The sequence below is a fragment of the Aurantimonas endophytica genome (assembly GCF_014196845.1).
GTDB lineage: Bacteria > Pseudomonadota > Alphaproteobacteria > Rhizobiales > Rhizobiaceae > Aurantimonas > Aurantimonas endophytica.
Genome location: NZ_JACIEM010000002.1, coordinates 78,689 through 100,812, shown reverse-complemented (window position 1 = coordinate 100,812; position 22,124 = coordinate 78,689). Strand labels below are relative to the sequence as shown.

At 66.3% G+C, this 22,124-nt stretch carries 19 protein-coding genes; 4 read left to right on the top strand and 15 right to left on the bottom strand.

All coding sequences use genetic code 11. The annotated features are described in order from the left end of the window. The first annotated feature begins 27 nt into the window (after positions 1–27). The gene (locus GGR03_RS08170; protein ID WP_183207159.1) at positions 28–1,683 is read left to right on the top strand and encodes an alpha/beta hydrolase; all 1,656 of its coding nucleotides are present in this window, start codon (positions 28–30) and stop codon (positions 1,681–1,683) included. Between the two features lie 240 nt (positions 1,684–1,923). Here the strand turns inward: GGR03_RS08170 and GGR03_RS08165 are convergent, their stop codons facing one another. From GGR03_RS08165 to GGR03_RS08145, 5 genes are read right to left on the bottom strand one after another with little or no spacing between them, the layout of a single operon-like run. Next, complete coding sequence (locus tag GGR03_RS08165) at positions 1,924–2,937, bottom strand: proline racemase family protein (RefSeq protein ID WP_183207158.1); 1,014 nt, start codon at positions 2,935–2,937, stop codon at positions 1,924–1,926. Positions 2,938–2,970: 33 nt separating this feature from the next. Further along, positions 2,971–3,759 (bottom strand): ABC transporter permease, encoded by a 789-nt coding sequence (locus GGR03_RS08160; protein ID WP_183207157.1) that lies wholly within the window; start codon positions 3,757–3,759, stop codon positions 2,971–2,973. A 2-nt stretch (positions 3,760–3,761) separates the two neighbouring features. Further along, complete coding sequence (locus GGR03_RS08155; RefSeq protein WP_183207156.1) at positions 3,762–4,595, bottom strand: ABC transporter permease; 834 nt, start codon at positions 4,593–4,595, stop codon at positions 3,762–3,764. Continuing rightward, positions 4,592–5,611: an ABC transporter ATP-binding protein gene (locus GGR03_RS08150; protein WP_343058682.1), complete on the bottom strand. Its 1,020-nt coding sequence runs from the start codon at positions 5,609–5,611 to the stop codon at positions 4,592–4,594. The genes GGR03_RS08155 and GGR03_RS08150 overlap by 4 nt, the downstream gene beginning before the upstream one ends. Positions 5,612–5,645: 34 nt before the next feature. Continuing rightward, positions 5,646–6,686 (bottom strand): ABC transporter substrate-binding protein, encoded by a 1,041-nt coding sequence (locus tag GGR03_RS08145; RefSeq protein WP_183207154.1) that lies wholly within the window; start codon positions 6,684–6,686, stop codon positions 5,646–5,648. A gap of 129 nt (positions 6,687–6,815) precedes the next feature. Here GGR03_RS08145 and GGR03_RS08140 point away from each other — a divergent pair, with 129 nt between their 5' ends. Beyond that, the gene (locus tag GGR03_RS08140) at positions 6,816–7,799 is read left to right on the top strand and encodes a GlxA family transcriptional regulator (protein WP_183207153.1); all 984 of its coding nucleotides are present in this window, start codon (positions 6,816–6,818) and stop codon (positions 7,797–7,799) included. A gap of 338 nt (positions 7,800–8,137) precedes the next feature. Here the strand turns inward: GGR03_RS08140 and GGR03_RS08135 are convergent, their stop codons facing one another. The 9 genes from GGR03_RS08135 to GGR03_RS08095 form a co-directional block, all read right to left on the bottom strand. Continuing rightward, positions 8,138–8,947 (bottom strand): citryl-CoA lyase, encoded by an 810-nt coding sequence (locus GGR03_RS08135; protein ID WP_183207152.1) that lies wholly within the window; start codon positions 8,945–8,947, stop codon positions 8,138–8,140. Beyond that, the gene (gene acnA / locus GGR03_RS08130; protein WP_183207151.1) at positions 8,940–11,570 is read right to left on the bottom strand and encodes an aconitate hydratase AcnA; all 2,631 of its coding nucleotides are present in this window, start codon (positions 11,568–11,570) and stop codon (positions 8,940–8,942) included. Before acnA ends, GGR03_RS08135 begins: the two co-directional genes overlap by 8 nt. Beyond that, a complete protein-coding gene (locus tag GGR03_RS08125; protein ID WP_183207150.1) occupies positions 11,563–12,792 on the bottom strand; it encodes a CaiB/BaiF CoA transferase family protein in 1,230 nt (409 codons plus the stop codon). The genes acnA and GGR03_RS08125 overlap by 8 nt, the downstream gene beginning before the upstream one ends. A 156-nt stretch (positions 12,793–12,948) precedes the next feature. Next, on the bottom strand, positions 12,949–14,061 hold the full coding sequence (locus GGR03_RS08120; RefSeq protein ID WP_183207149.1) for an iron-containing alcohol dehydrogenase: 1,113 nt from the start codon (positions 14,059–14,061) through the stop codon (positions 12,949–12,951). Next, positions 14,058–15,542 carry an NAD-dependent succinate-semialdehyde dehydrogenase gene (locus GGR03_RS08115; RefSeq protein ID WP_183207148.1) on the bottom strand — a complete coding sequence of 495 codons (1,485 nt, stop codon included), beginning with the start codon at positions 15,540–15,542 and terminating at the stop codon, positions 14,058–14,060. The genes GGR03_RS08120 and GGR03_RS08115 overlap by 4 nt, the downstream gene beginning before the upstream one ends. Continuing rightward, positions 15,539–16,558, bottom strand: coding sequence for an NADP-dependent oxidoreductase (locus GGR03_RS08110; RefSeq protein ID WP_183207147.1), 1,020 nt, complete (start codon positions 16,556–16,558; stop codon positions 15,539–15,541). The genes GGR03_RS08115 and GGR03_RS08110 overlap by 4 nt, the downstream gene beginning before the upstream one ends. Continuing rightward, entirely contained in the window at positions 16,555–17,322 is a 768-nt protein-coding gene (locus GGR03_RS08105; RefSeq protein ID WP_183207146.1) for an ABC transporter permease, read from the bottom strand. The genes GGR03_RS08110 and GGR03_RS08105 overlap by 4 nt, the downstream gene beginning before the upstream one ends. A gap of 94 nt (positions 17,323–17,416) precedes the next feature. Then, the gene (locus tag GGR03_RS08100) at positions 17,417–18,277 is read right to left on the bottom strand and encodes an ABC transporter ATP-binding protein (RefSeq protein ID WP_183207145.1); all 861 of its coding nucleotides are present in this window, start codon (positions 18,275–18,277) and stop codon (positions 17,417–17,419) included. Further along, positions 18,274–19,293, bottom strand: coding sequence for an ABC transporter substrate-binding protein (locus GGR03_RS08095; RefSeq protein ID WP_183207144.1), 1,020 nt, complete (start codon positions 19,291–19,293; stop codon positions 18,274–18,276). The genes GGR03_RS08100 and GGR03_RS08095 overlap by 4 nt, the downstream gene beginning before the upstream one ends. 217 nt (positions 19,294–19,510) lie before the next feature. On the opposite strand from GGR03_RS08095, the gene GGR03_RS08090 reads away from it, so the two are divergent. Then, positions 19,511–20,269, top strand: a complete 759-nt coding sequence (locus tag GGR03_RS08090) for an IclR family transcriptional regulator (protein ID WP_252920203.1) — start codon at positions 19,511–19,513, stop codon at positions 20,267–20,269. A gap of 217 nt (positions 20,270–20,486) precedes the next feature. Here the strand turns inward: GGR03_RS08090 and GGR03_RS08085 are convergent, their stop codons facing one another. Further along, on the bottom strand, positions 20,487–21,284 hold the full coding sequence (locus tag GGR03_RS08085) for a GntR family transcriptional regulator (RefSeq protein WP_210292063.1): 798 nt from the start codon (positions 21,282–21,284) through the stop codon (positions 20,487–20,489). Between GGR03_RS08085 and GGR03_RS08080 the strand changes: the two genes are divergently transcribed. Continuing rightward, on the top strand, positions 21,269–22,123 hold the full coding sequence (locus tag GGR03_RS08080) for a fumarylacetoacetate hydrolase family protein (RefSeq protein ID WP_183207142.1): 855 nt from the start codon (positions 21,269–21,271) through the stop codon (positions 22,121–22,123). The two genes, GGR03_RS08085 and GGR03_RS08080, sit on opposite strands and share 16 nt — an antisense overlap. Position 22,124 lies beyond the last annotated feature (1 nt).

The following is a 22,124-nucleotide window of genomic DNA, read 5'->3' as shown; positions in this document are numbered from 1 at the left end:
GCTGGCGCGACGAGGCGTAGCAAACCCATGAAACGTTTCTGGTCGGGTTTCTCTGTCCTCGCGCTCCTCCTCGGGCTGGCCTTCGTCGCCGCCTCGCTGACACCCTCCCTGATCCCACGAGAGCCGGCCGTGCAGGGCGTTCTCGCCGGCGTGGTGATGGCGCTCGGGTATTTGTGCGGGCTAGTCATCCTCGGTCTCTGGACTCTTGCGGACATGCCGAGGCTCGAAGGTCGCGCCCGGCGGGTCGCGCTCTTCGTGCTGGCGATGGTGGTCCTCGCCATCTTGGGGGCGTCGCTTGCCTATTCCCTCGTCTGGCAGAACGATCTTCGCGCCCGGATGGGCATGGAGCAGGCGGCCAGCGCTCACCTCACCCGAACGCTGCTGCTGGCGGCGGCGGTCTTTGCCCTCCTGTTCGCAGCCGGTCTGGCTGCAAAGACCCTCTACCGCCTTGTCCGTTCGCGCCTGGAACGCGTGATGCCGCCCCGGCGCGCGACGGCCCTCGCGCTGATCGTCGTCGGCGGCGCGCTTTTCATCGTGACCCGCGACGGGCTTCTGGACGCAGCGATCAGCTTCCTCGACGAGAGCTACGAGGAGGCGCAGGCGCTGTTCGATGCGGCGCCGCCTGCCCCGATCCACGCACGTATTCCGGGAAGCATGGCGTCGCTCGTCGCGTGGGCTGAAATGGGACAGCCGGGGCGCGACTTCGTCACGTCGGGACCCGACGCGGCCGCGATATCCGCTTTCACCGGTGCGCCGGCCCGCGACCCGGTGCGGGTCTATGTCGGCCGCGCGAATGCCGAGACGCCGCAGGCGCGGGCGGCGCTCGCCCTGCAGGAGCTGATCAGGCTCGACGCCTTCGACCGCTCCATCCTCGTCGTCGCCAGCCCGACAGGGACGGGCTGGATGGATCCCGGCTCGCACGATCCGCTGGAGTTCATGCACGACGGCGACGTCGCGACGGTCGCGGTGCAGTACTCGTACATGCAGTCGCCCTTCGCTCTGCTGTTCGAGACGCAGACCGGCCTCGAGCAGGCGAGCGCCACCTTGTCCGCGATCCACGCCCACTGGAAGACCCTGCCCGAGGAGGCTCGTCCGCGCCTCTACGTCCACGGCCTGAGCCTCGGCGCCTGGTCGTCGATGCATGCGACGAGCCTGTTCTACCTTGTCGATCAGCCGATCGCGGGTGCCTTCTGGGTGGGGCCGCCTTTCCCGTCGCAATTCTGGCAGCGCGCGCAGCGCATGCGCGATCCGACAAGCCCCTGGGTGCAGCCGCGCATCGGCGACGGGTCGCTGGTGCGCGTTGCATCCCGCACCAGCGACGGCTCCGAAGACGCAGCGCCCTGGGGACGGATGCGGATCGTTTTCCTCCAGTATCCGAGCGATCCGATCGTATTCTACGAGCCGCAGTCAGTGTGGCGCCGCCCGGTCTGGATGGCCGAGCCGCCCGGCGACGGGGTGTCGCCCTATCTGCGTTTCCTGCCGATCGTCACGCACTTTCAACTCGCCGTCGACATGGCGCTGTCGACGGCCACGCCGGCCGGCTTCGGACACGCCTACTATGTGCGCGACTACATCGCTCCCTGGGCCGAGGTCACCGCCCCGGAGGGCTGGACGGCCGCCGATAGCGAGCGACTTCGAGCGCATTGCGACCACGGATTCCAGCTAGGTTGCTCGGGCGAATAGCGAGCACCGACTGCGTGTAGCCGATCAGGGTGGGCATTATGCCGCTGCTCTATCCGAGCACGTCGCCATCGCTCAGTTCAGGCGGCCGCTCCAATCCGTCTTGCTTGAACCACCGGCGGCACCGGTGACCCTTCAAAGCTTTCGGACGGAAGCAGACCATGGAAATTCGGCCCGTTCCGGAGACTGGCTCATTTTCGAAGACCGGGGCAGCCCCCTAGTGCCGGGGGCCACCCCATTTCGTCAAAGCACCATGAAACCGGCATCGACCGGGTCGTTGCGGTTGATCGTCCAGCGGGCCGTTCCGAGAATGCCGGCCGTGCCTTTCACCGTCGGGCGGATCGCCTTGTACTTGCCGAGCGTCGTTTCCCCGACGATGCAGCCCTCGAACGTCCCGCTTCCAAGCAGTCCTTCCGACTTGATCGGCTGGTTCAGTCCGAGTTGCCCTCGCGCCTCGAACATCGCCATCATCGCGCTGGTGCCGGTGCCGCCCGGCGAGCGGTCGAGCTGGCCGGCACTGAAGACATGGACGTTCTTGTAGAAGGCACCCTCGATTGTCGGCTCGTGCCAGAACGTCATGAAATTCAGGTTGTTGATGTGCCCCTCGGTCGGGTGCTGCACGACCAGCTTCTGCCGTAGCTGCTCGCGCGCCAAGAGGCCCATGCGGGAGAGCTCGCTGCCGTTTTCCGGCGAGATGACGAGGCCGGAACCGCGCAGGTCGATGATGCCGAAATAATTGCCGCCCCAGACGAGATCCGCCTTGAGTTTTCCGTAGGTGGGCAGTTCGACCTCGACGCCTTGCTCGGCGACATAGGCCGGCACGTTCTCAAAGCGCGTCCACAGGACGTTCTCCCCCTCGCTGGCGACTTCGGCCACGACGAGGCCCGCGGTAGTCTCGAAGCGGATCATCGTCGTGCCGTTCTGGCCGCGCGGCACGAAGCCGTTGGCGACCATCGCCATCGCCACGGCGATCGTCCCGTGCCCGCACATATGCGAGTACTCGGCACCGTCGATGTAGATCAGCCCAGCGTCGAACTCGGGGCTGGAGGGTGGCGTCAGGAACACCCCGAACATGTCGGGATGGCCCCGCGGCTCGCGCATCAGCGCCTTGCGCAGCCAGTCGTAATTGGCCTCGAGGAACGCCCGCTTCTCTAGGATCGAGGAGCCGGCCGGATACGGGATGCCGCTGTGGACGATACAGAGTGGCTCGCCCTCCGTATGGGTATAGATGACGTCGAATGCGTCCTGGATGCGCATCGTTTTCTCCTGGGTACGGCGTTTGGGTTTGGATCAGTTGTCGTCGGGCAGGAAGTCGAGACCGACGGTGAAGTCGATGAGAACGATCGCGACGACCGCGGCGAGAATGGTCGCGGCGGAGACGGCGGCGATCGACGGATCGACCGAGTACTGGACGTAATTGAAGAGCTGGACCGGGATCGTGTTCAACGCCGCCGTCGTGTTGAAGATCGATAGCTCGACATTGATGAACGAGGTGATGAAGGCAAAGATCGCGCCGGCGACGATTCCCGCGCGGATCTGCGGCAGGGTGATCAGGAAGAAGGTCTCGATCGACCCGGCGCCGAGGTCGCGCGAGGCTTCTTCCAGCGCAAGCTGGTCCTTGTCCAGCATCGGCAACACAGTCCGCAACACGAAGGGCGTGACGATTACGACATGGCCGACGAGCAGCGCGGCGAAGTTGCGGGTCAGCCCTATCGAACTGCCGAATTGCAAAAGCGCCGCGCCGAGCACGAGATGCGGCAGGACGAGCGGCGAAAGCAGCAGCGAAGCGAAGGCAGCCTTGCCGGGAAACTCGTTGCGCGCAATCGCAAGAGCCGCCGGAACGGCAAGGACGATGGCCACCACCGTGGCCGCGAGCGCCAGCGCTGAACTCGTCACAAACGACGCAACATAGGTCGGATCGGAAATCACCACCTCGTACCAGCGCAGGGTCAGGCCCTGCGGCGGAAAGGCGAGGAACTCGCTCGTCGTCAACGAGGCACCGACGATCACGACCAGCGGCAGGAGGAGAAACGCCAGCGTCAAGACGGCGAGGAGACGGATGAACAGCCGGATCGCCATGATCAGCGCGCCCCTTGCCGCGAAACCAGCGCAGAGACGGCGATCATCGCCAGCGTGAAGACCAGGAGGGTGATGGCGAGCGCGCCGCCGTAATGGAAGTCGAAGACCGACGAATATTGCTGGAACACGAGAATGGCCAGCACCGTCACCCGTCCGCCCGACAGCAATGCCGGCGTGACATAGGCGCTGACCGCAAGCGCGAAGACGATGATCGCACCCGAGACGACACCCGGAATGCTCAGAGGAAAGGTGACATGCCAGAACGTCGATGCGGGGCTCGCACCGAGATCGGCCGAGGCTTGTTCGAGAGAACGATCGACCTTGGCGAGCGCGTTGCCGACGGTCAGGACGACGAATGGGAGGAGTATGTAGACGAGCCCGATAAGGATGCCGGCCTCGGTCCCGAGCAGGCGGATCGGCCGCTCGATGAGGCCGGCGCCAATCAGGGTCTCGTTAATCAGCCCGTTGCGTCCCAGAAGGACCATCCAGCCGAACGATCGCACGATGTTCGAGGTGAACAGCGGCAGGATGAGGAGGATCACGCAGACGCGGCGCCAGGCGCGCCATTCGACGATGCGCACCAGATACCAGGCCAGCGGATAGCCTATGACCAGGCAGATCAGCGTGGTCAGGATACCCAGCCGGAACGTCACGCCGATGACCGACCAATGGTACTCGTCGAACAGGATGCGCGCATAGTTGGCCAGCGTGACGCCGCCGTCCGCACTCGTCACGCTCGCGGCGAAGACGGTGGCCAGTGGCACCAGGAAGAAGGCCGAGAAGAAGGCGAGCGGCAGCGCGATGAGGCCGAGCAGCGCCGTGCGCGAGACGGTCATGGGCGCGGGTCTTCGATGATGTGGACGTCCTGCCGGCGGAACGAGACCGTGACCGGCTGGCCGGGCGCAAATTCCTCCACGATGCCGAGCCGGCGGCCGGTGAGCGTGTGGCCGAGCGCCGCGACATGGATGTTGGTTGCACCACCGATCGTCGTGACCGTCTCGATATGGCCGTCCAGCCGGGTCGTCGCAGGGTCGGAATCCTGCGCCGCGCCATTCGGGTCGATGCGAAGATGCTCGAAGCGAACGACGGCGACGCGCCCGCTTTCCTCTTTCGCCGACCGGACGCGGAGCGGGCCGCCATCGCCATCCTCGACGGGCAGGAGGTTCGCCTCGCCGATGAACTCCGCGACGAAGCGCGTGGCGGGTCGACGATAGATTTCCGCGCCGGTGCCGAGCTGCTCGATCCGGCCGCTGTTCATCACGGCGATCCGGTCCGACATGGCCATAGCCTCTTCCTGGTCGTGCGTAACGAAGACGAAGGCGACGCCAAGTTTCTCCTGCAGTTGCTTGAGTTCGATCTGCATGCGCTTGCGCAATTGAAGGTCGAGGGCGCTCAACGGCTCGTCGAGGAGCAGGAGTTTGGGGCGATTGACGATCGCTCGGGCAAGGGCGACGCGCTGCTGCTGCCCGCCTGACATCTGGCGCGGATAGCGATTGCCGAAGTCGACGAGCCCGACGAGCTCCAGCGCATCAGCGGCAAGGGAATCGGCCTCCGCCTTGCCTGCGCCGCCGCGCCGCGGTCCATAGGCGACGTTCTCCGCCACCGTCAGATGCGGGAAGAGGGCGTAGTTCTGGAAAACCGTGTTGAGGGGCCGGCGCTGCGGCGGCAGGCCCGTCAGGTCGGCTCCCTCGATCGATATCGTGCCCCGGTCGACGCTCAGGAATCCGGCGATCAGGCGCAGCAGCGTCGTCTTTCCGCAGCCGCTCGGGCCGAGAAGCGAGACGAACTCGCCTGGCTCGATGGTCAGCGAAACGTCGCGGACCGCCTGGTGCCTTCCGAACGTCTTGGACACGTTATCGATCGAGAGAAGAGCCATATTGCTGCCGTCAGCGCGCGATTTCGCGGTTCCACGTATCGGTCAGCTCGGCGCGCCGGGCATTGACCTCGTTCCAGTTGAAGAGCAGCAGGTCATCAGCCGAGCCGGTCTCGCCCCAGGGCAGTTTGCGGGCGACCTCGGACGTCAGCTCGACCCCGGAAACGGCAGGTCCGAGATACAGATCCTTGGCGAGGCAGGCGGCCGCCTCCGGGCTCATCGCCATGTCGAGGAATTGCGCGGCACCATCCGGGTTCGGTCCGCCCTCGATGAGGTGGAGGCGCGCATCCGTCGCCCAGACGCCCTCGCTCGGCACGACGAAGCCGATCGGCAGGCCACTATCCGTCAGTGCCCAGGCGCCCACGCTGAAATGCGCGCCGATGATAACCTCGCCGCTCTGGAAGGCGTTGCTGGCCGCACCGGAGGAGTCGAAGAACAGGCCCGCGTCGAGTTCCTTCAGTCGCTCGAAGGTGGCCGTCATGTCGTCCGGCGTGCCGCCCAGCATCTGGTTCAGGAAGAAGATGAAGGGGATGCCCGCCGAGTTGCTCGGCGAAGGGATCGTGACCGCGCCGGCATAGTCCTCGTCCCACAGCGCGTCCCAGGAGGTCGGCGCCTCCGTGATTTCGTCGGTGTTGTAGGTGAGGCCCAGCGAATAATAGCCGCCGCCGATCGCGAAGACCTTGTCGCCGTTGCGATAGGCCGCGGCGTCGACGAGATTGGCGGCGTTCGGGAGCTTTTCGAGATCGATGGCCGCAAGGACCCCGGCTTCTTCGGCGAGTTCGCTGATGCCACCGTCCATGTAGGCGACGTCGATCGTCGGCGCCGATGCCTGCTGCTGGAGCTTGGCGAGGGTGGTGGTGGACGTGCCGATATCGGCGACCACGGCAATGCCGGTCTTCTCCGTGAACGGCGTGGCGACGCAGGACTGGAAGGCTTCGCCCCAGTTTCCGCCATACCAGGCGACCGTGATCGACTGGGGCTGCGCACTGGCCGAAGATGCGGCCGAAAGGAGGGCCGTCGCGGAGGCTGAAACAAGAAGTGTCAAATATTTCATCGAATTCTCCCGTTGCTCGCTCGATAGGCAAGCCTTGCAGGCAATCGCCGGTCCGGCTTGAAGCGCGTTGCCAGGAACTTGAAAATAATCGACAAAGCGACAACAGGTCTCCCTCCTGCCCCGGTATCCATGACCCCCACGGCCTCCAAGCGAGTCCCGCTTCGCATCGGCTTCGTGCTTCTGGAGAAGTTCACGCTGGCTGCTTTCGGTGGCCTGATCGACGCCTTGCGGCTGGCCGCCGACGACGGCGGACTGAGCCGCCAGATCCATGCGTCGTGGCGCATCATGACGCCGGGCGCCCAGCCCCGCGTGGCAAGCTGCGGGCTTCAGGTGGAGGGAAGAGACGATCTCCTCGACCCCGCGCAGTTCGACTATATCGCCGTTTGCGGCGGAAACGATTATCTGGACGACAAACGTCCTGCGACGCTCGTCAGCGACTATCTCCGCAGCGCCCATGCGGGCGGGGTGCGGCTCCTCGGGATCTGCACCGGCAGTTTCGACATCGCGCGGGCCGGCCTGGCGGAAGGCCGTACGATCTGCGTCCACTGGAACGTCCAGGATGCGTTCGAGAAGCAGTTTCCTGGGGTGCGCATCTCCGTCGACCGGCTCTTCGTCGACGAGGGCGACATCATCACCTGCGCCGGCTCGACGGCAGCGATCGATCTCGGCCTCTACCTCGTCTCTCGCCACTGCGGGCGTGATCGGGCGCAGCAGGCCGTCCGACACATGATGCTCGCCGGAATCCGCGCACCTTCGCTACCACAGGCGTATTTCCGCCAGGACCTGAAGGATGTCGTCGATCCGCGGGTCCGAAAGGCCGTGCATTTCATGGAGCAGCAACTCGATCACCCCCCGGCCCTGCCTGCACTGGCCCGCTACTCCGGCGTCAGTTCGCGCCAGCTGGAACGCGCGTTCAAGGCGGAGCTCGGCATGACGCCGATGCGGTTCCATCGCATCATGCGGCTCAACTACGGCCGCTGGATGATCGACAACAAGCTCGAGAACATCACCCAGATCGCGCTCGACTGCGGATTTTCCGACACCGCGCATTTCTCCCGAGAGTTCCGTCGCCATTTCGGCATGCCGCCAAGCCGATACAGGCAGGCCATGTGATGCAACACTTCGGATATGCGGCTGGACTATGGAGCCGGGTAGCCGATTATCTCAGGCATTAGGGTTGAGACGGTGAGGGCCGAACAGCGGCTCTTGGCGTCGCGGTCGGGGAACCGTCTGCCATCGTGGAGGCGGTGCGGAAGGGAGACGCCCAGGAAGCGCGACGACTGACGGAGGCGCATGTGTCACCGGCCATGGACGCAACGCAGCAGGCTCTTTCCGACCGTAAAGACAGGCGCGCGGCGGCGGAGTAGCGCATCATGTGGTCCGCCCCACCGTAGCCGTCGACAGCGCGTCGATCGTCGGAGTTGGTGCCTCGGATCGACGCAGATCGATTTTCAGGACGCAGACGACGCCCGATTACCGGAATAGGTCCAGGTCGCGTCCCGGGGCAACGGCCCCTTGTTGCGGCCGCCCTGCTGCATCTGCTCCCAGGTGTGGGCGAGGATCCCCACCGACCGCGACAGCACGAACAGGCCGCGGCACAACGGTGGCGCAAAGCCGAGTTCGGCGTAGACGACGGCGGTGGCGCCGTCGATGTTCATCGGGATCACCTTGCCCTTGCGTTCGGCAAGGGTCGCCTCGATCAGCTGCGCGATCGTCGCGAAGCGGCCACCGACGACACCCTTCGCAGCCGCTTCCTCCACCAGTTGCAGCAGGCGCGGCGCCCGAGGGTCGACAGGGTGGAACCGGTGGCCGAAGCCGGGAACGTATTTGTCGATGGCCGACCGCTTCTCCAGCGCGGCCGCGACACTGTCGCGCGACAGCTCGCCGCCGACCATGGCGTCGATCTCCTGGTAGAAGGCCACGGCCTGTTCTCCGGCGCCGCCATGCACGTCGCCGAGCACGTTGATCGCCGAGGCCATGGCGTTGTTGATGCCGACCCCGCAGGTCGCGGCCATCCGCGCTATGGCGATGGACGGCGCCTGCGGCCCGTGATCGACAGCGGCGACGAGCGCGTGGCCGAGGAGATCGGCCTGCGCGTCGCTCGGCAGTTCGCCGCGTAGCATCAGCCAGATCATCGCGGGGAAGCTGACATTGCCGATCAGTTCCTGGATCGGGTGGCCGCGATAGTTGATCACGCCGGGGGACATCTCGATGATCGAGGTCTCCCACCAATCCTCGGCCTTCTTCTTCCAGTCATCCATGGGGCGCGCCTTCCGGTGGAGTTGGGCAGGTGGCGGCGAAGACGCGCGGCAGAATGCCGCCCGCCTTCAGATATTCCAGCTCCTCGGCGGTGTCGGCACGCAGCCTGACGGCGAAAGCCACCGTCGTTCCGTCCGCCCGGCGGAGCGAAGCTTCCAGCCGGGCGCCGGGCGCCAGTCCGACCAGGGGCGTCTCGACCGAGACCCGGTCGTCCCCGCGATCGGCAAACAACATGCGATCCGCCGCCGACAGGAACTCGAGCGGCATCACGCCCATGCGCACGAGGTTGGACCGGTGGATACGCTCGAAATTCACGGCCAACACCGCCCTCACCCCCAGCAGCCGGGTGCCCTTAGCGGCCCAGTCGCGTGCGGAGCCGGCGCCGTACATGCTGCCGGCGACGATGATCGTCGGCTCGCCGCGCGCGGCATAGCACTCGCTCGCCTCGAAGATCGTCGCGGGCCGCGTTTCCGGCATGATCGCGGTCCATCCGCCGCTGCGGTCGCTGATGGCGTTGCGCAGCCGAGGGTTGGCGAAGGTTCCGCGAGCCATCACTTCGTGGTTGCCGCGCCGCGCGCCGTACGCGTTGAAGGCCTTTCGCGCAATGCCAAGCGATTCCAGGTACTGCCCGGCCGGCGTATCGGCGCCGATCGCGCCCACCGGAGAAATATGGTCGGTGGTGACCGCGTCTCCCAGGATCATCAACGGCCGGGCATCGGCCAGGATGGGCCCGTTTCCGAACAGCGAGGGAAGATCGAAGAAGGGTGGCCGGCGGAAATAGGAACTCGCCTCCGACCATTGGAAGAGCGGTCCATCGCAGGTCTCCAGCGCCTGCCACGCCGCGTCGCCATCGAAAATTCCGGCATACGCCGTGACGAACTGGTCGCTGGTCACGCAGGCGGCGAGTACCGCGGCGATCTCGTCGGCTTGCGGCCAGATATCGGCGAGGGTTACCGGCGCGCCGCTCGCGTCGTGGCCAAGCGGCTCGCGCGTCAGGTCGGTGTAGACGCTCCCGGCAAGCGCGTAGGCGACGACGAGTGGCGGGGAAGCAAGGAAGTTCGTCTTCACGGCGGAATGGATACGCGCCTCGAAGTTGCGGTTGCCGGAAAGGACGGCGGCGACGCACAGGCCCTCGTCCCTTATCGTCTGCTCCAGGGCGGGATCGAGATCGCCGGAATTGCCGACGCAGGTCGTGCAGGCATAGCCGACGAGGGCAAAACCCAACGCTTCGAGGGGCTCCAGCAGCCCGGCGGTTTCGAGATAGTCGCGCACCACCCGGGAGCCGGGGGCGAGGGAGGTCTTGATGGATGCGGCGACGGTCAGGCCGCGGCGGCGGGCATTGCGCGCCAACAGGCCGGCAGCGATCATCGCCAGCGGGTTCGAGGTGTTGGTGCAACTGGTGATCGCGGCAATGACGATGTCCCCGTCTCGAACGCTGCCGTCGCCGCGCGTTATGGCACTCGCCATTTCCCGCGCGGCCTGAGGCACCTCGGCAAGGTCACGCCGCTGTTCCGGCCGGTTCGGACCCGAGACCGTGCGCCGCGTTGCAGCGAGGTCGAAGTCCAGGACATCGGCAAATCGGGGGCGCTCCGCCGGGTCCGGCCAAAGCCGGTTGGCGCGCAGATAGCGCTCGACGAGGCCGACATGCTCCGGTGCGCGGCCGGTGAGGCGGAGATAGTCGAGGGTCCGCTCGTCGGTCGGGAAGAACGCGCTGGTGGCGCCGAATTCGGGAGCCATGTTGGCGATCGTGGTCCGGTCCGGCACCGGCAACGCCGCGACGCCGGGTCCATGAAACTCGAGGATCGCGCCGACGACGCCCTTGCGTCGCAAGGCTTCGGTCAGCCACAGCGCCACGTCGGTCGCCAGCACGCCATCCGGAACCGCGCCGGTGAGCCTGATCCCGATGACGGGGGGCAGCGCCATCGACATCGCCTCCCCGAGCATGACGGCTTCGGCCTCGATCCCGCCGACACCCCAGCCGAGCACGCCCAGCCCGTTGACCATCGTGGTGTGGCTGTCGGTGCCGATCAGCGTGTCGGGGATGAGCCAATCCTGCCCGGCGATGCAGCGCTTGCTGACGATTTCGGCCAGATGCTCGATATTGACCTGGTGGACGATGCCCTTGCCGGGCGGCACGATCCGCAGATTGGCGAAGGCCTGCTGCGCCCATTTGAGGAAGCCATAGCGCTCGGCATTGTCGCGGTATTCGCGCCCGAGATTGTCGGAGAAGGCGCCGGCGGAACTCGTGGCGTGCACGAGCAAAGAGTGATCGACCACGAGGTCGGACGGCACGCGGGGATTGATCGTGGAGGGATCGCCCCCCTCCGCCGCAACCCGGTCGCGCAGCGCGGCGAGATCGATCAGCGCCGGGATGCCGGCGTAATCCTGCATGATGACGCGGGACGGACGGAAGGCGATCTCGCGCCCCGCCATCCCGCGCCGGGCCTCGGACGCGACGGCGTCGATGTCGTTGCCGCCGTCGGCTTCGTGGCGGAGCAGGTTTTCCAGGACGATGCGGGCGCTGATCGGAAGGTCCGCCATCGGGCCCAGCCGGAACTCCGCCGTCGTCAGGTCGGCGATGCGGTATCCGGAGAGCCGGGCGCAGCTTGCGGTCGTCTCAGGCAAGCCGCGCCTCGGGGGTCTTGGACCAACCGTCCTCGAGGAGGATTTGGCGGTCCAGCAGCGACTCGATCGCGGCGGCGTCGTAGCCGAGTTCGCGCATGATGGCGCGGGTGTCGCCGCCGGCCGCCGGCGGGTCGATCCTGAGCTTGCAGGCATAGTCGCCGATCAGCAGCGGCAGCGCCGGAAGGCTGGTGACCGTGCCGTCCGGAAGCCGCGTCTCGAGCAGGCGCTCGCCAGCCAGGAGGTGCTCGTCCTCGAACATCTGCTCCGGCCGGGCGACATGGGCGAAGGGCAGCCCCGCCAGGACGCTCTTCGCCTCGATCTCGGAGACGCTCATCGCTTCGAGCATCCTGCCGATCTCGGGCTTCAGCCATGCCTTCTCGGCGATGCGCTGGTTGTTGGTGACCAGGCGCTCCTGCGCGAAGAGGTCGGGCCGGTCGAACTCGTCGCAGAACAGCTTCCAGTGGCGGTCGGAGGTGATGCCGAGGAAGACCTGCTCGCCGTCCGCTGTCGCAAACAGGTCGTAGATCGCCCAGGCCGAAACCCGTGCCGGCATCGGCGGCACCGGCTCGCCCGAGATCGACGCGTAGGCGAGATGCTGCCCCATCAGGAACATGGCGCTCTCGAACAGCGAACTCTTGACCAGCGTGCCGCGTCCGGTAGCCTCGCGCTGGCGCAACGCCACGAGAACGCCCAGCACGCCGAAGAGGCCGCCCATGACGTCGACGATCGAGGCACCCGCGCGCAATGGCTGCCCGGGAGGGCCTGTCATGTACGCCAGACCGCTCATCATCTGGACGACTTCGTCGAGCGCCGTGCGCTTCTCGTAGGGGCCGGGAAGGAAACCCTTCATCGACAGATAGACGATGCGCGGGTTGAGCGCCGACACCGTGTCGTAGCCGAAGCCGAGGCGATCGATGGTGCCGGGCCCGAAATTCTCCAGCATGACGTCGGAGACGGTCACCAGCTTGCGGACGACCTCCCGGCCTTCCTCGCTCTTCAGATCGACGGCAAGGCTCTTCTTGTTGCGGTTGTAGAACGGGAAATAGCCGGTGCCGAAACCGCGCAACTCGCGCGTCGGGTCGCCATTCGGCGACGGCTCGACACGGATCACCTCCGCGCCGAGATCGGCGAGAACGAGCCCCGCCGTCGGGCCCATGACGGTGTGGCCGAAATCCAGCACCCGAAGGCCTTCCAGAGGCAGTTTGGCGGATTTGTCCTGCATGATCACTCCAGCTCGGGCGCCAAGCGGCGGCGGCCTTCACGGCGGTCGCCGTCGGCAGCCAGGCGCGCCGCGGCGGCCGAACGATGCGGGTTCAGTACCGGCGGACACGCCCCTGTCGGCACCCGCTGATTTCCCGCCGACCGGCGGGCGAGGCGATCAGAAGGCCGCATCGAGCAGACGCCGATAGTCGGCCGCCGTCGTTGGCCGGGGGTTGGTCTTGTGGGCGTTGTCGCTGAGGGCCGCCTCGGCGACGGCGTCGAAGGTCGCCGGGTCGGCGCCGATCGCCGACAGCGTCCTCGGCACGCCGATCCGGGCGTTGAGGGCATCGAAGGCGGCGGGCAGGTCAGCGTCGCCCGCCAGTCCCATCGCGTCGCGCATGGCGGCGCATTTGGCGGCACCGATATGATCCCGATTGTGCGCGACGACATGCGGCAGCAGGATCGCGTTGAGCGTGCCATGGTGGAAACCGTAAGCGCCGAGCGGGTGCGAGAGGGCATGGACGGCGCCCATGCCCTTCTGGAACGCGATCGCGCCTTCGACCGAGCCCATCATCATGTCCCAGCGCGCGTCGCGGTCCTGACCGTTTGCGCATGCCCGCTCGATGGCGGCCACGATGCGGCGCAACCCATCGAGCGCGATCGCGTCGGCCGGCGGGTTGACGGTGGGCGAACAGAAGGTCTCGACGCAGTGAGACAGCGCATCGGTACCCGTCGCGGCCGTCAGCGACGGCGGCAGGCCGAGCGTCAGCTCCGGGTCGCAGATCGCCGCTGTGACGATTGTCGGGCAGCCGACACCGGCCTTCACGCCGTTGTCGAAGATCATCACCGCGGATCGCCCGACCTCGCTGCCGCTGCCGGAGGTCGTCGGCACGAGCACGAGCCGCGCGGGGTCGATGATCGAACGCGGCTGGGCGTGGCGATTGCAGAAATCCCACAGCGGGTGGGGATTGGTCGTCAGGATCGCGACGGCCTTTGCCAGATCGAGCGATGCACCGCCACCGATCCCGACGATGCCGTCACAGTCGCGCTCCCGATAGAGCGCGGCGCCGGCGAGAGCGGCGGCCTCGGTCGGGTTCGGGGGCGTCGCGTCGAAGATCGGACGGTCGCCGGACCAGCTTTCCAGAGCCTGGTCGAGGACCCCGGCCGCGACAATGCCCTTGTCGGTTATGAACAGCGGGCGTTCGATGCCGAGGGCGGCAAGCTCCCCGGCCAGCTCGCGGCGGGCACCGAAGTCGAAGAACACCTTGGTGTTGAAGCGCAGAATGCTCATCGTGCGGTTTCCCTGCCGTTGGCCGGATCGAGATCGACACCGCCGAAGCGCGTGGTGATCGATTTGGTCACGAGATAGGAGTCGAGGCCCTCCGAGCCGCCTTCCGAGCCGTAGCCGCTCTCCTTCACGCCGCCGAAAGGCGAGGCGGGCGTCGACACGGTGAAGCCGTTGACCACGACCATCCCGGCTTCCAGCGCCTCGGACATCTCGGTCGCACGCTTCAGCGAGCGGGTCATGACGTAGGCGGCCAAACCGAAGGGAAGGCCGTTGACCTTGTCCTTGACCTCGTTCTCGCTCTCGAACACGGCGAGCGGCGCGATCGGGCCGAAGGGTTCGTCACTCATGATCCGCGCCGCATCCGGCACGTCCGAGAGGACGGTGGGCTGATAGAAATAACCGCGCTCGCCGATCCGGGCCCCGCCGCACTCGACCCGGGCACCGACGCTTCGCGCATCCGCCACGAAGGCCTCGGCCGTCTCCAGGGCACGGGCATTGGCCACGGGTCCCATCTGGACACCGTCGGTCAGTCCATCACCGACCTTGAGGGCGCTCGCGGCCTCGCGGAAGGCATCGACGAACTCCCGGTAGATACCGGACTGGACGTAGAAGCGTGTCGGGCTGGTGCAGACCTGCCCGGCATTGCGGAACTTCGCCGTGACGGCGAGCCGGGCTGCCGCCGGCACGTCCACGTCGTCGTAGACGACGACCGGCGCGTGGCCGCCGAGCTCCATGGTGGCGCGCTTCACGCCTTCGGCTGCCTGCGCCAGAAGAAGCTTTCCGATGGGCGTCGATCCGGTGAAGGTGATCTTGCGGATGATCGGCGAGGCGATCAGATGCTGGCTGACCTGCGACGCCCGGCCGAACACCAGATTGATCACGCCGGCCGGCACGCCCGCCTCGGCGAAGGCCTCTACGAGGGCAACGGCGGTGAAGGGTGTTTCCTCGGACGGCTTCACGATGATCGAGCAGCCGGCGGCGAGTGCGCCGGCAATCTTGCGCATCGGCGTGAGGGCCGGGAAATTCCACGGGCAGAAGGCGGCCACCGGCCCGACGGGCTCGCGGCGGACGATCTGGTCGGTCCCCGCGGTGCGGCGCGGCAGCACGCGGCCACAGGCATGCAGCGCTTCCTCCGCCATCCACTCGGTATTGTCGGCGCTGGTGGCGATCTCGCCCTCCGCCTCGGCGAGAGGCTTGCCCTGCTCCAGCGTCATCAGGCGGGCAATGTCGGATTTGCGCGTGCGGATGATGTCGACGGCGCGCCGGATGATCCTGGCGCGCTCGTAGGCGGTGGTGTTCCGCCATATCTCGAAGCCGCGAGCGGCGGCCTCGAGCGCGGCATCGAGGTCTTCGGCCTGGGCCCGGCAGACCCGGCCCATCTCGCCTTCAGTCGCCGGGTTGATGACCGCCGCGGTCGCGTTGCCGGTCGCGTGGCGCCAGGTCCCGTCGATATAGAGACGGGCGACGTTCGGGCTCTCGGTCATCGCGCGCCCTCTCCGGCGGAAATGCGGACCAGCTGCTTGCCGACGCTGGCGCCCGCCAGCATGTCGATGAAGGCCTGCGGCGCGTTCTCGAGGCCATCCGTGATGGTGTCGCGATGCACCAGCGAGCCGTCGCCATAGGCGGCCTGCAGCTCCGCGACGGCCTGCGGCCACAGATCCTTGTGGTCGGAGAGAACGAAACCGCGCAGGGTCAGCCGCTTGTTGAAGACCTCGCGCAGGTTCTTCACGCCATAGGGCTCGGTCGCGTTGTACTGGGAGACGAGCCCGCAGACCGGGATACGGCCGAAGAGCCGCATCAGCGGCAGGACGGCGTCGAAGATCGGCCCGCCGACATTGTCGAAATAGACGTCGTATCCCTCGCCCGCGGCTGCGGCCAACTGCTCGGCGAAATCCGGCGCCTTGTAGTCGACGCAGGCGTCGAAGCGGTATTCCCGGCGCACGAACGCGCATTTTTCGGCGCCGCCGGCGATGCCCACGGCGCGGCAACCAAGCCGCTTCGCCAGCTGGCCGACCACGCTGCCGACCGCACCCGCGGCGGCCGAGACCAGGACTGTCTCGCCCGCTTGCGGACGTCCGAACTGGGTCAGGCCGACCCAGGCGGTAATGCCGGTCGAGCCGAGTGCGCCGAGATAGGCGTTCATCGGCGCCTTGGCGGTGTCGATCCGCTCAAGTTCTGAGGGCGTGGCTACCGAGTAATCCTGCCAGCCGAGGCGCCCGACGACATGGGTGCCGACCGGCAGGTCGAGGCAGCGGCTGTCGATCACCTCGCCGGCGGTCCGCCCGACCATGGTCGAGCCGACCGTCATGACCGGCGCGTAGGAGTCGCGCCGCTCCATGCGCATCCGGATGTAGGGGTCGACGGACAGGAAGCGGTTGGCCACCAGGACCTGACCTTCCTGGAGATCCGGCACGGCGTTCTCGACGAGGGCGAAGCAGTCGAGCGTCGGCGTGCCGTCCGGCACCTTCGCGTAGGTGATCTGTCGGTTGGTGCGGCTCATGCCGTGTCTCCGATTGTCCTGGCTTCGCGAGGCTGCCAGTGGAGCAATTTGCGCTCGACGAACCCGACGCCGTAATCCAGCGCGATCGCGAAGAAGGTGAGGATGATGACACCGGCGAAGACGCCGTTGATGTCGAAGACGGATTCGGCCTGCAGGATCAGGTATCCCATGCCGGCGGCCGACCCCATGTACTCGCCGATGACCGCACCGACGAATGCCATGCCGACCGCCGTGTGCAGGCTGGAGAACACCCAGCTCATCGCCGAGGGAATGTAGACGCTGCGCAGCAGCTGCCGCTTGGAAGCGCCGAGCATCTTGGCGTTGGCCAGCACCACGGGACTGACCTCGCGCACGCCCTGGTAGACGTTGAAGAACACCACGAAGAACACCAGCGTGATGCCGAGCGCGATCTTGGACGTCATGCCGAGCCCGAACCACACCGAGAAGATCGGCGCCAGGATCACCCGCGGCATGGCGTTGAAGCCCTTGATGTACGGCGAGGACAGCTGCGAGGCCAGGGGGCTGAGCGCCAGCCAGAGACCGACGACGAGGCCGAGGACCGAGCCGATGCCGAAGGCGACCAGCGTCTCGACCAGCGTCACCCACAGATGGCGGAACACGTCTCCGGAAGCGAACCAGTTGACGATCTTGCCGAAGACCAGGACCGGATCCCCGATGAAGAAGGAATCCATCAGCTGGGTTTCGACGGTCAGCTTCCAGGCGAGCAGCACCGTCAGGAAGATCGCGATATGGTAGATGCTCATCCTTAGCCGGGTAGGGGCGGATGCACGCCGTTTTGCCACGCGCGGTTCGCCTCCGGCGGTCGTCGTGGGAGCAATACCTCCTGCGACCGCCGTCTCACTTCTTGTTCTGGGCATAGCCTTTGAGCACCTCTTGCCGAAGAACCTCCCAGATCTCTCGCTGGATCCTCTGGAACTCGGGGCTGTGACTGATTTCGGCGACGTTGCGCGGACGTGGCAGGTTGACCACGAACTCGCCGATCGGATGCGTGCCGGGCCCGGCGGACAGGCAGATGACACGGTCGGAAAGCGCGATCGCCTCTTCCAGATCGTGGGTGATGAACATCACCGACTTGCGGTCCGCCGACCACAGATCGAGGAGTTCGTTCTCCATCAACTGCCGGGTCTGGACGTCAAGCGCACTGAAGGGCTCATCCATCATGATGATCGCCGGATCGAGGATCAGCATCTGCGCGAGAGCCACGCGCTTTCGCATGCCGCCGGACATGTGATGAGGATAGGAATGCTCGAAGCCGGACAGGCCGACCCGCGCCATCCATGCCCTTCCCCGATCCTCGGCCTCGCGTTTGGCGACTCCGGCAAACTCCAGGCCGGCCACGACGTTCTCCAGCGCCGTGCGCCAAGGCATCAGCGCATCGCTCTGGAACATGTAACCGGCATGCCGATTGATGCCGGCGACAGGCGCGCCGCGGCACTCCACTCGCCCCGACGTCGCGTCGAGCAGGCCCGAGGCGACGTTCAGCAGCGTGGACTTGCCACAACCGGTCGGACCGACAATCGAAACGAACTCGCCTTCGGCGATGCTGATCGTCGTGTCCGAGACGGCACAGTAGGTGCCGTTGGGATTTTCGCGTGAGGGGAAGGTGCAGACGACGTTTTCGAGCAGCAAGGCCGGCTCGATCGCCGCCCCTGCCCTCGCGAAATCCGCCCTGCCTTCCGCAGAAGGCTGACTGTTCATTCGCCTGCGATCGCCTTGTCGATGAACTCGTTCGTGTAGGTCGCGTCCATGTCGATCTCGGCGTTTCCGACGGCCTCGTTCTCCTCCTTCATCACGGCGAGAACGGTGTTCATGGCCTCGTCGGTGAACCGGCCGTCCGGCGAGTAGGACGGGCGAACCGCCTCGATCATCTTCAGATACGCGTCCCGGTCACCACCGACCATCATCTCGGAAGGAAGGACCTCGAGGATTTCCTCGGCGGTCGCCGTCTGCAGGAACTGCAGCGAATTCTCCATGGCGTTGACCAGGGCCTGGACCGTCTCGGGGTTCTCCTCCGCGAAGTCCTGCGGCACCGAAAGGGAAGCTGCCGGCATGGGGCCGCCATAGACTTCCTGCGATCCCTCGGCGGTGCGCGTGTCGACGACCACCTTGGCCAGCCCCTCGTCGACGAGCAGTGTCGTCGCCGGATCGGCCTGCACGACCGCATCGACCTGGCCCTGCTGGACGGCTGCGAGAACGCCGGCACCAGCGCCGATGCCGATGATCGCCACGTCGTCCGGCGTCAGCCCCGCCTTCTTCAGGAGCAGGTTCACCATGGCGTTGGTGCTCGAACCCGGCGCGGTGACGCCGACCTTCTTGCCCTTCAGGTCGGCCGCCGACGTCCAGGTCTCGCCGAGCTCCGGCGTGACGCTGAGCGCAAAGCCCGGATAGCGACCCTGCAGAACGATGCCGACGAAGTCCCGGCCCAGCGCCTGCAGGTTGACCACGTGCTCGAAGGACGAGGAAAGAACGTCCGCGCTGCCACCCACCACGGCCTGCACCGACTTCGATCCGCCCTGGAAGTCGACGATCTGGACGTTGAGCCCCTCGTCGGCGAAGTAGCCCTTCAGGTCGGCGATATTGAGCGGCAGATAATAGAGCGCGACCTTGCCTCCCACCGCGATCGTGACGTCCTTCTGCTCCGGCTCCGCCTGCGCCGCCGAGGTCAGAAGCGTGGCCGCCATCAGCGCAGCCGACAAGGATTTCATGAATGGCATCGACACCTCCCGTTGTCGTAGCGTTCTACTAGACAGAACGCTATTCTGTTTGATAGAATGACGGCAGGTTTTGGCGACGTCAAGCCTCTTCTCCGTGGCAGCGGGACAGGGCGCGCTCCGATGTATGATCGTCACGTGCCGGCAGGTCTTCCTTGACTTGCCGACGTCCGCTCAAGCCTTGTTGAAGCAGGAAGAGATCGAGGGACCTTTGGCATCAGTGAAACGGCAGGCAGGCACGCCGCAGGCAGGTGTCGAATCGGTGGACCGCGCGCTGGCGCTGCTTGCGTGCTTCGACGAAGGCGACCATTCCCTGTCGCTGGCCGAGCTTGCGACGCGAACCGGCTTCTACAAGAGCACGATCTTGCGGCTCTGCGCCTCGCTGGAATCAGCCCATTATCTCGTCCGGCTCGAGGACAAGAGCTTTGCCATCGGGCCGGAGGTTCTCCGGCTCGGATCGATCTTTCAGAAATCCCTGCGGATCGAAGACCGGATCCGGCCGGTCCTCAGGCGGCTTCTCGAAACGATCGGCGAGAGCGCATCCTTCTTTCGCCGCGAGGGTGACAGACGGATCTGTCTGTTCCGGGAAGATTCCGCCCATTCCGTCCGCGACCACGTCGTGGAGGGAGAGCGGCTTCCCCTGGCCATGGGCGCGGCCGGGCACGTCCTGACGCGGTTCGACCGGGGCGACGGGAAAAGTCCGGCCACGCCCGAGCCGAGCATGGCGCTCCCTCTCTTTTCGTTCGGCGAACGTGATCCCGAAATCGCGGCCGCGGCAGTGCCGATCTTCGGATGGCGCCGGGGCGAAATCGCCCTGCTGGGCGCGCTCGCCGTCTCCGGGCCCGTCAGCCGTTTCACCCCCGAACTCGTCGGCCGGATCCGCATTTCGCTGCTGGATGAGGGGCGGGAACTGTCGGCACAGCTCGGGGGCCCCTACGAGACAGCCGGCATCGCATCCGGAACGGAACCGGATCCGTGAGGCGATAGCCCTCTGGCGGATTGGATAAGGTTCGATAGCAGTGGCTATTCCTTCGCCATTATCCCGACGTGGAGGCTGTAAGGTCAGGTAACGCCCAGCCGACAGGTCGGAACGAGCGGCGGGCTGGACGCAAGGCCGCTAGGACGTCGGCCCAGATTAGATGTCTCCGGGCCGGATGGTGCCGCAGCCGACAACCGTGGGAAGACGATACGCCGATTCAGCCTGCCTTGCGGTCGCGCTGCTCCAGCAGCTGCGCAAGATTCGTTGCGGTGCTGTTGAAGTGGTCGGCGACGAGCCTGCAGGCCGTCTCCGTGTCGCGGGCGAGGACCGCCTGTGCGATCGCGTTATGCTCTTCAAGAAGGTTGCGTTCGAGCCTTGCATGGTAGACCGACGCGCGGCGGTAGCGCTCGCATTGCTCCTGCAGCATGCCGCGATGCTTGAGTAGCCAGCGGCTGCCGCAAGCAGCCACCAGCGACGTGTGAAAGCGGCTGTTGAGCTGCTCCCACCGGTCGAAATCCTGAAGCTCGCCGCGAATCAGGAGCTGGTCCTGCTTCTCCAGCGAATAGGCGGCGGCAACAACGCCTGCTTCCCACTCCTCCTCGCCCATTTCGATCGATAGCCGCAATGCCGCCGTCTCGACCGCAACGCGCGCCCGGTTCAGGTCGAGGAATTCGCGCGGGTCGAGTGGCGCGACCTGGAAGCCGCGATTGCTGTTCACGATGACCAGCCCGTCCGCGGCCAGTCGCTGCAAGGCTTCGCGCAGGGGCGACGGCCCGATGCCGTAGAGCGTGCGCAGCCGCTCGATCCGCAGCCTTTCGCCAGGTTGGCGGGTTCCGGCGACGATGTCCCGACGCAACCGGTCGAGTGCCTGTTCGACGAGCGAGGGTTCGGAGTCGAGAGTGGGCCACTGCATGCCCGACAATTCGCCGAACCGCCTTGACAAGTCAATCACGCTAGTCTCTCGTTTCATCGATAAAACATGATTCCGACGAGGATTAGATGAAGATTGCAGCATTCGAATTCGATGGCCGGTCCGCCCTGGGAAGGGTCGACGGGGAGGAAGTGGTTGTCCTCCACGAAGGTGAGACGGGCCCCGCCCTGCTGTCCCTCATCGAAGCGAACGGTGCCGGCGCGGACGGCGGTTCGGAGCGCGTCCCTCTTTCGGCAGTCAAGTTGCTGCCCCCGGTCGTCTCCCCCCGTGCAGCGGTCTTCTGCGTCGGCAAGAACTACCACGCCCATGCCAAGGAGTTCTTCGGCAGCGGCTTCGATTCCAGCGCCAAGGAAGAGGTGCCCTCGCAGCCCGTGATCTTCGCGAAGGCCGGTTCCTGCCTCGTCGGCCAGGGCGACGCGGTCGACGCTTCGCTCGATCCGACGGCGACGGTCGACTACGAGGGCGAACTGGCGATCGTCATGGGCAAGACGGCGCACCGCGTCGCCAAGGCCGACGCCTACGACTACGTCTTCGGCTACACGGTCTGCAACGACGTCACCTCGCGCGAGCTGCAGAAGCGTCACAATCAGTGGCTCATCGGCAAGAGCCTCGACACGTTCGGCCCGCTCGGGCCCTGGATCGTCACGGCCGACGAGCTCGGCGACGTTCGCGAGCTGGAGCTCATCACGACGGTCAACGGCGAAGTCCGGCAGAAGGCGAAGGTCGCCGACCTGATCTTCGACATCCCGACGCTCATCGAGACGTTGACCGCGACGATGACGCTGCAGCCCGGCGACATCATTGCCACCGGCACGCCGGCCGGCGTCGGCATCGGCTTCAAGCCGCCCCGTTATCTGCAGCCCGGTGATCGCATGGAGGTGAGCATCTCGGGCATCGGCACCCTGGCCAACCCGGTCGTCTAGA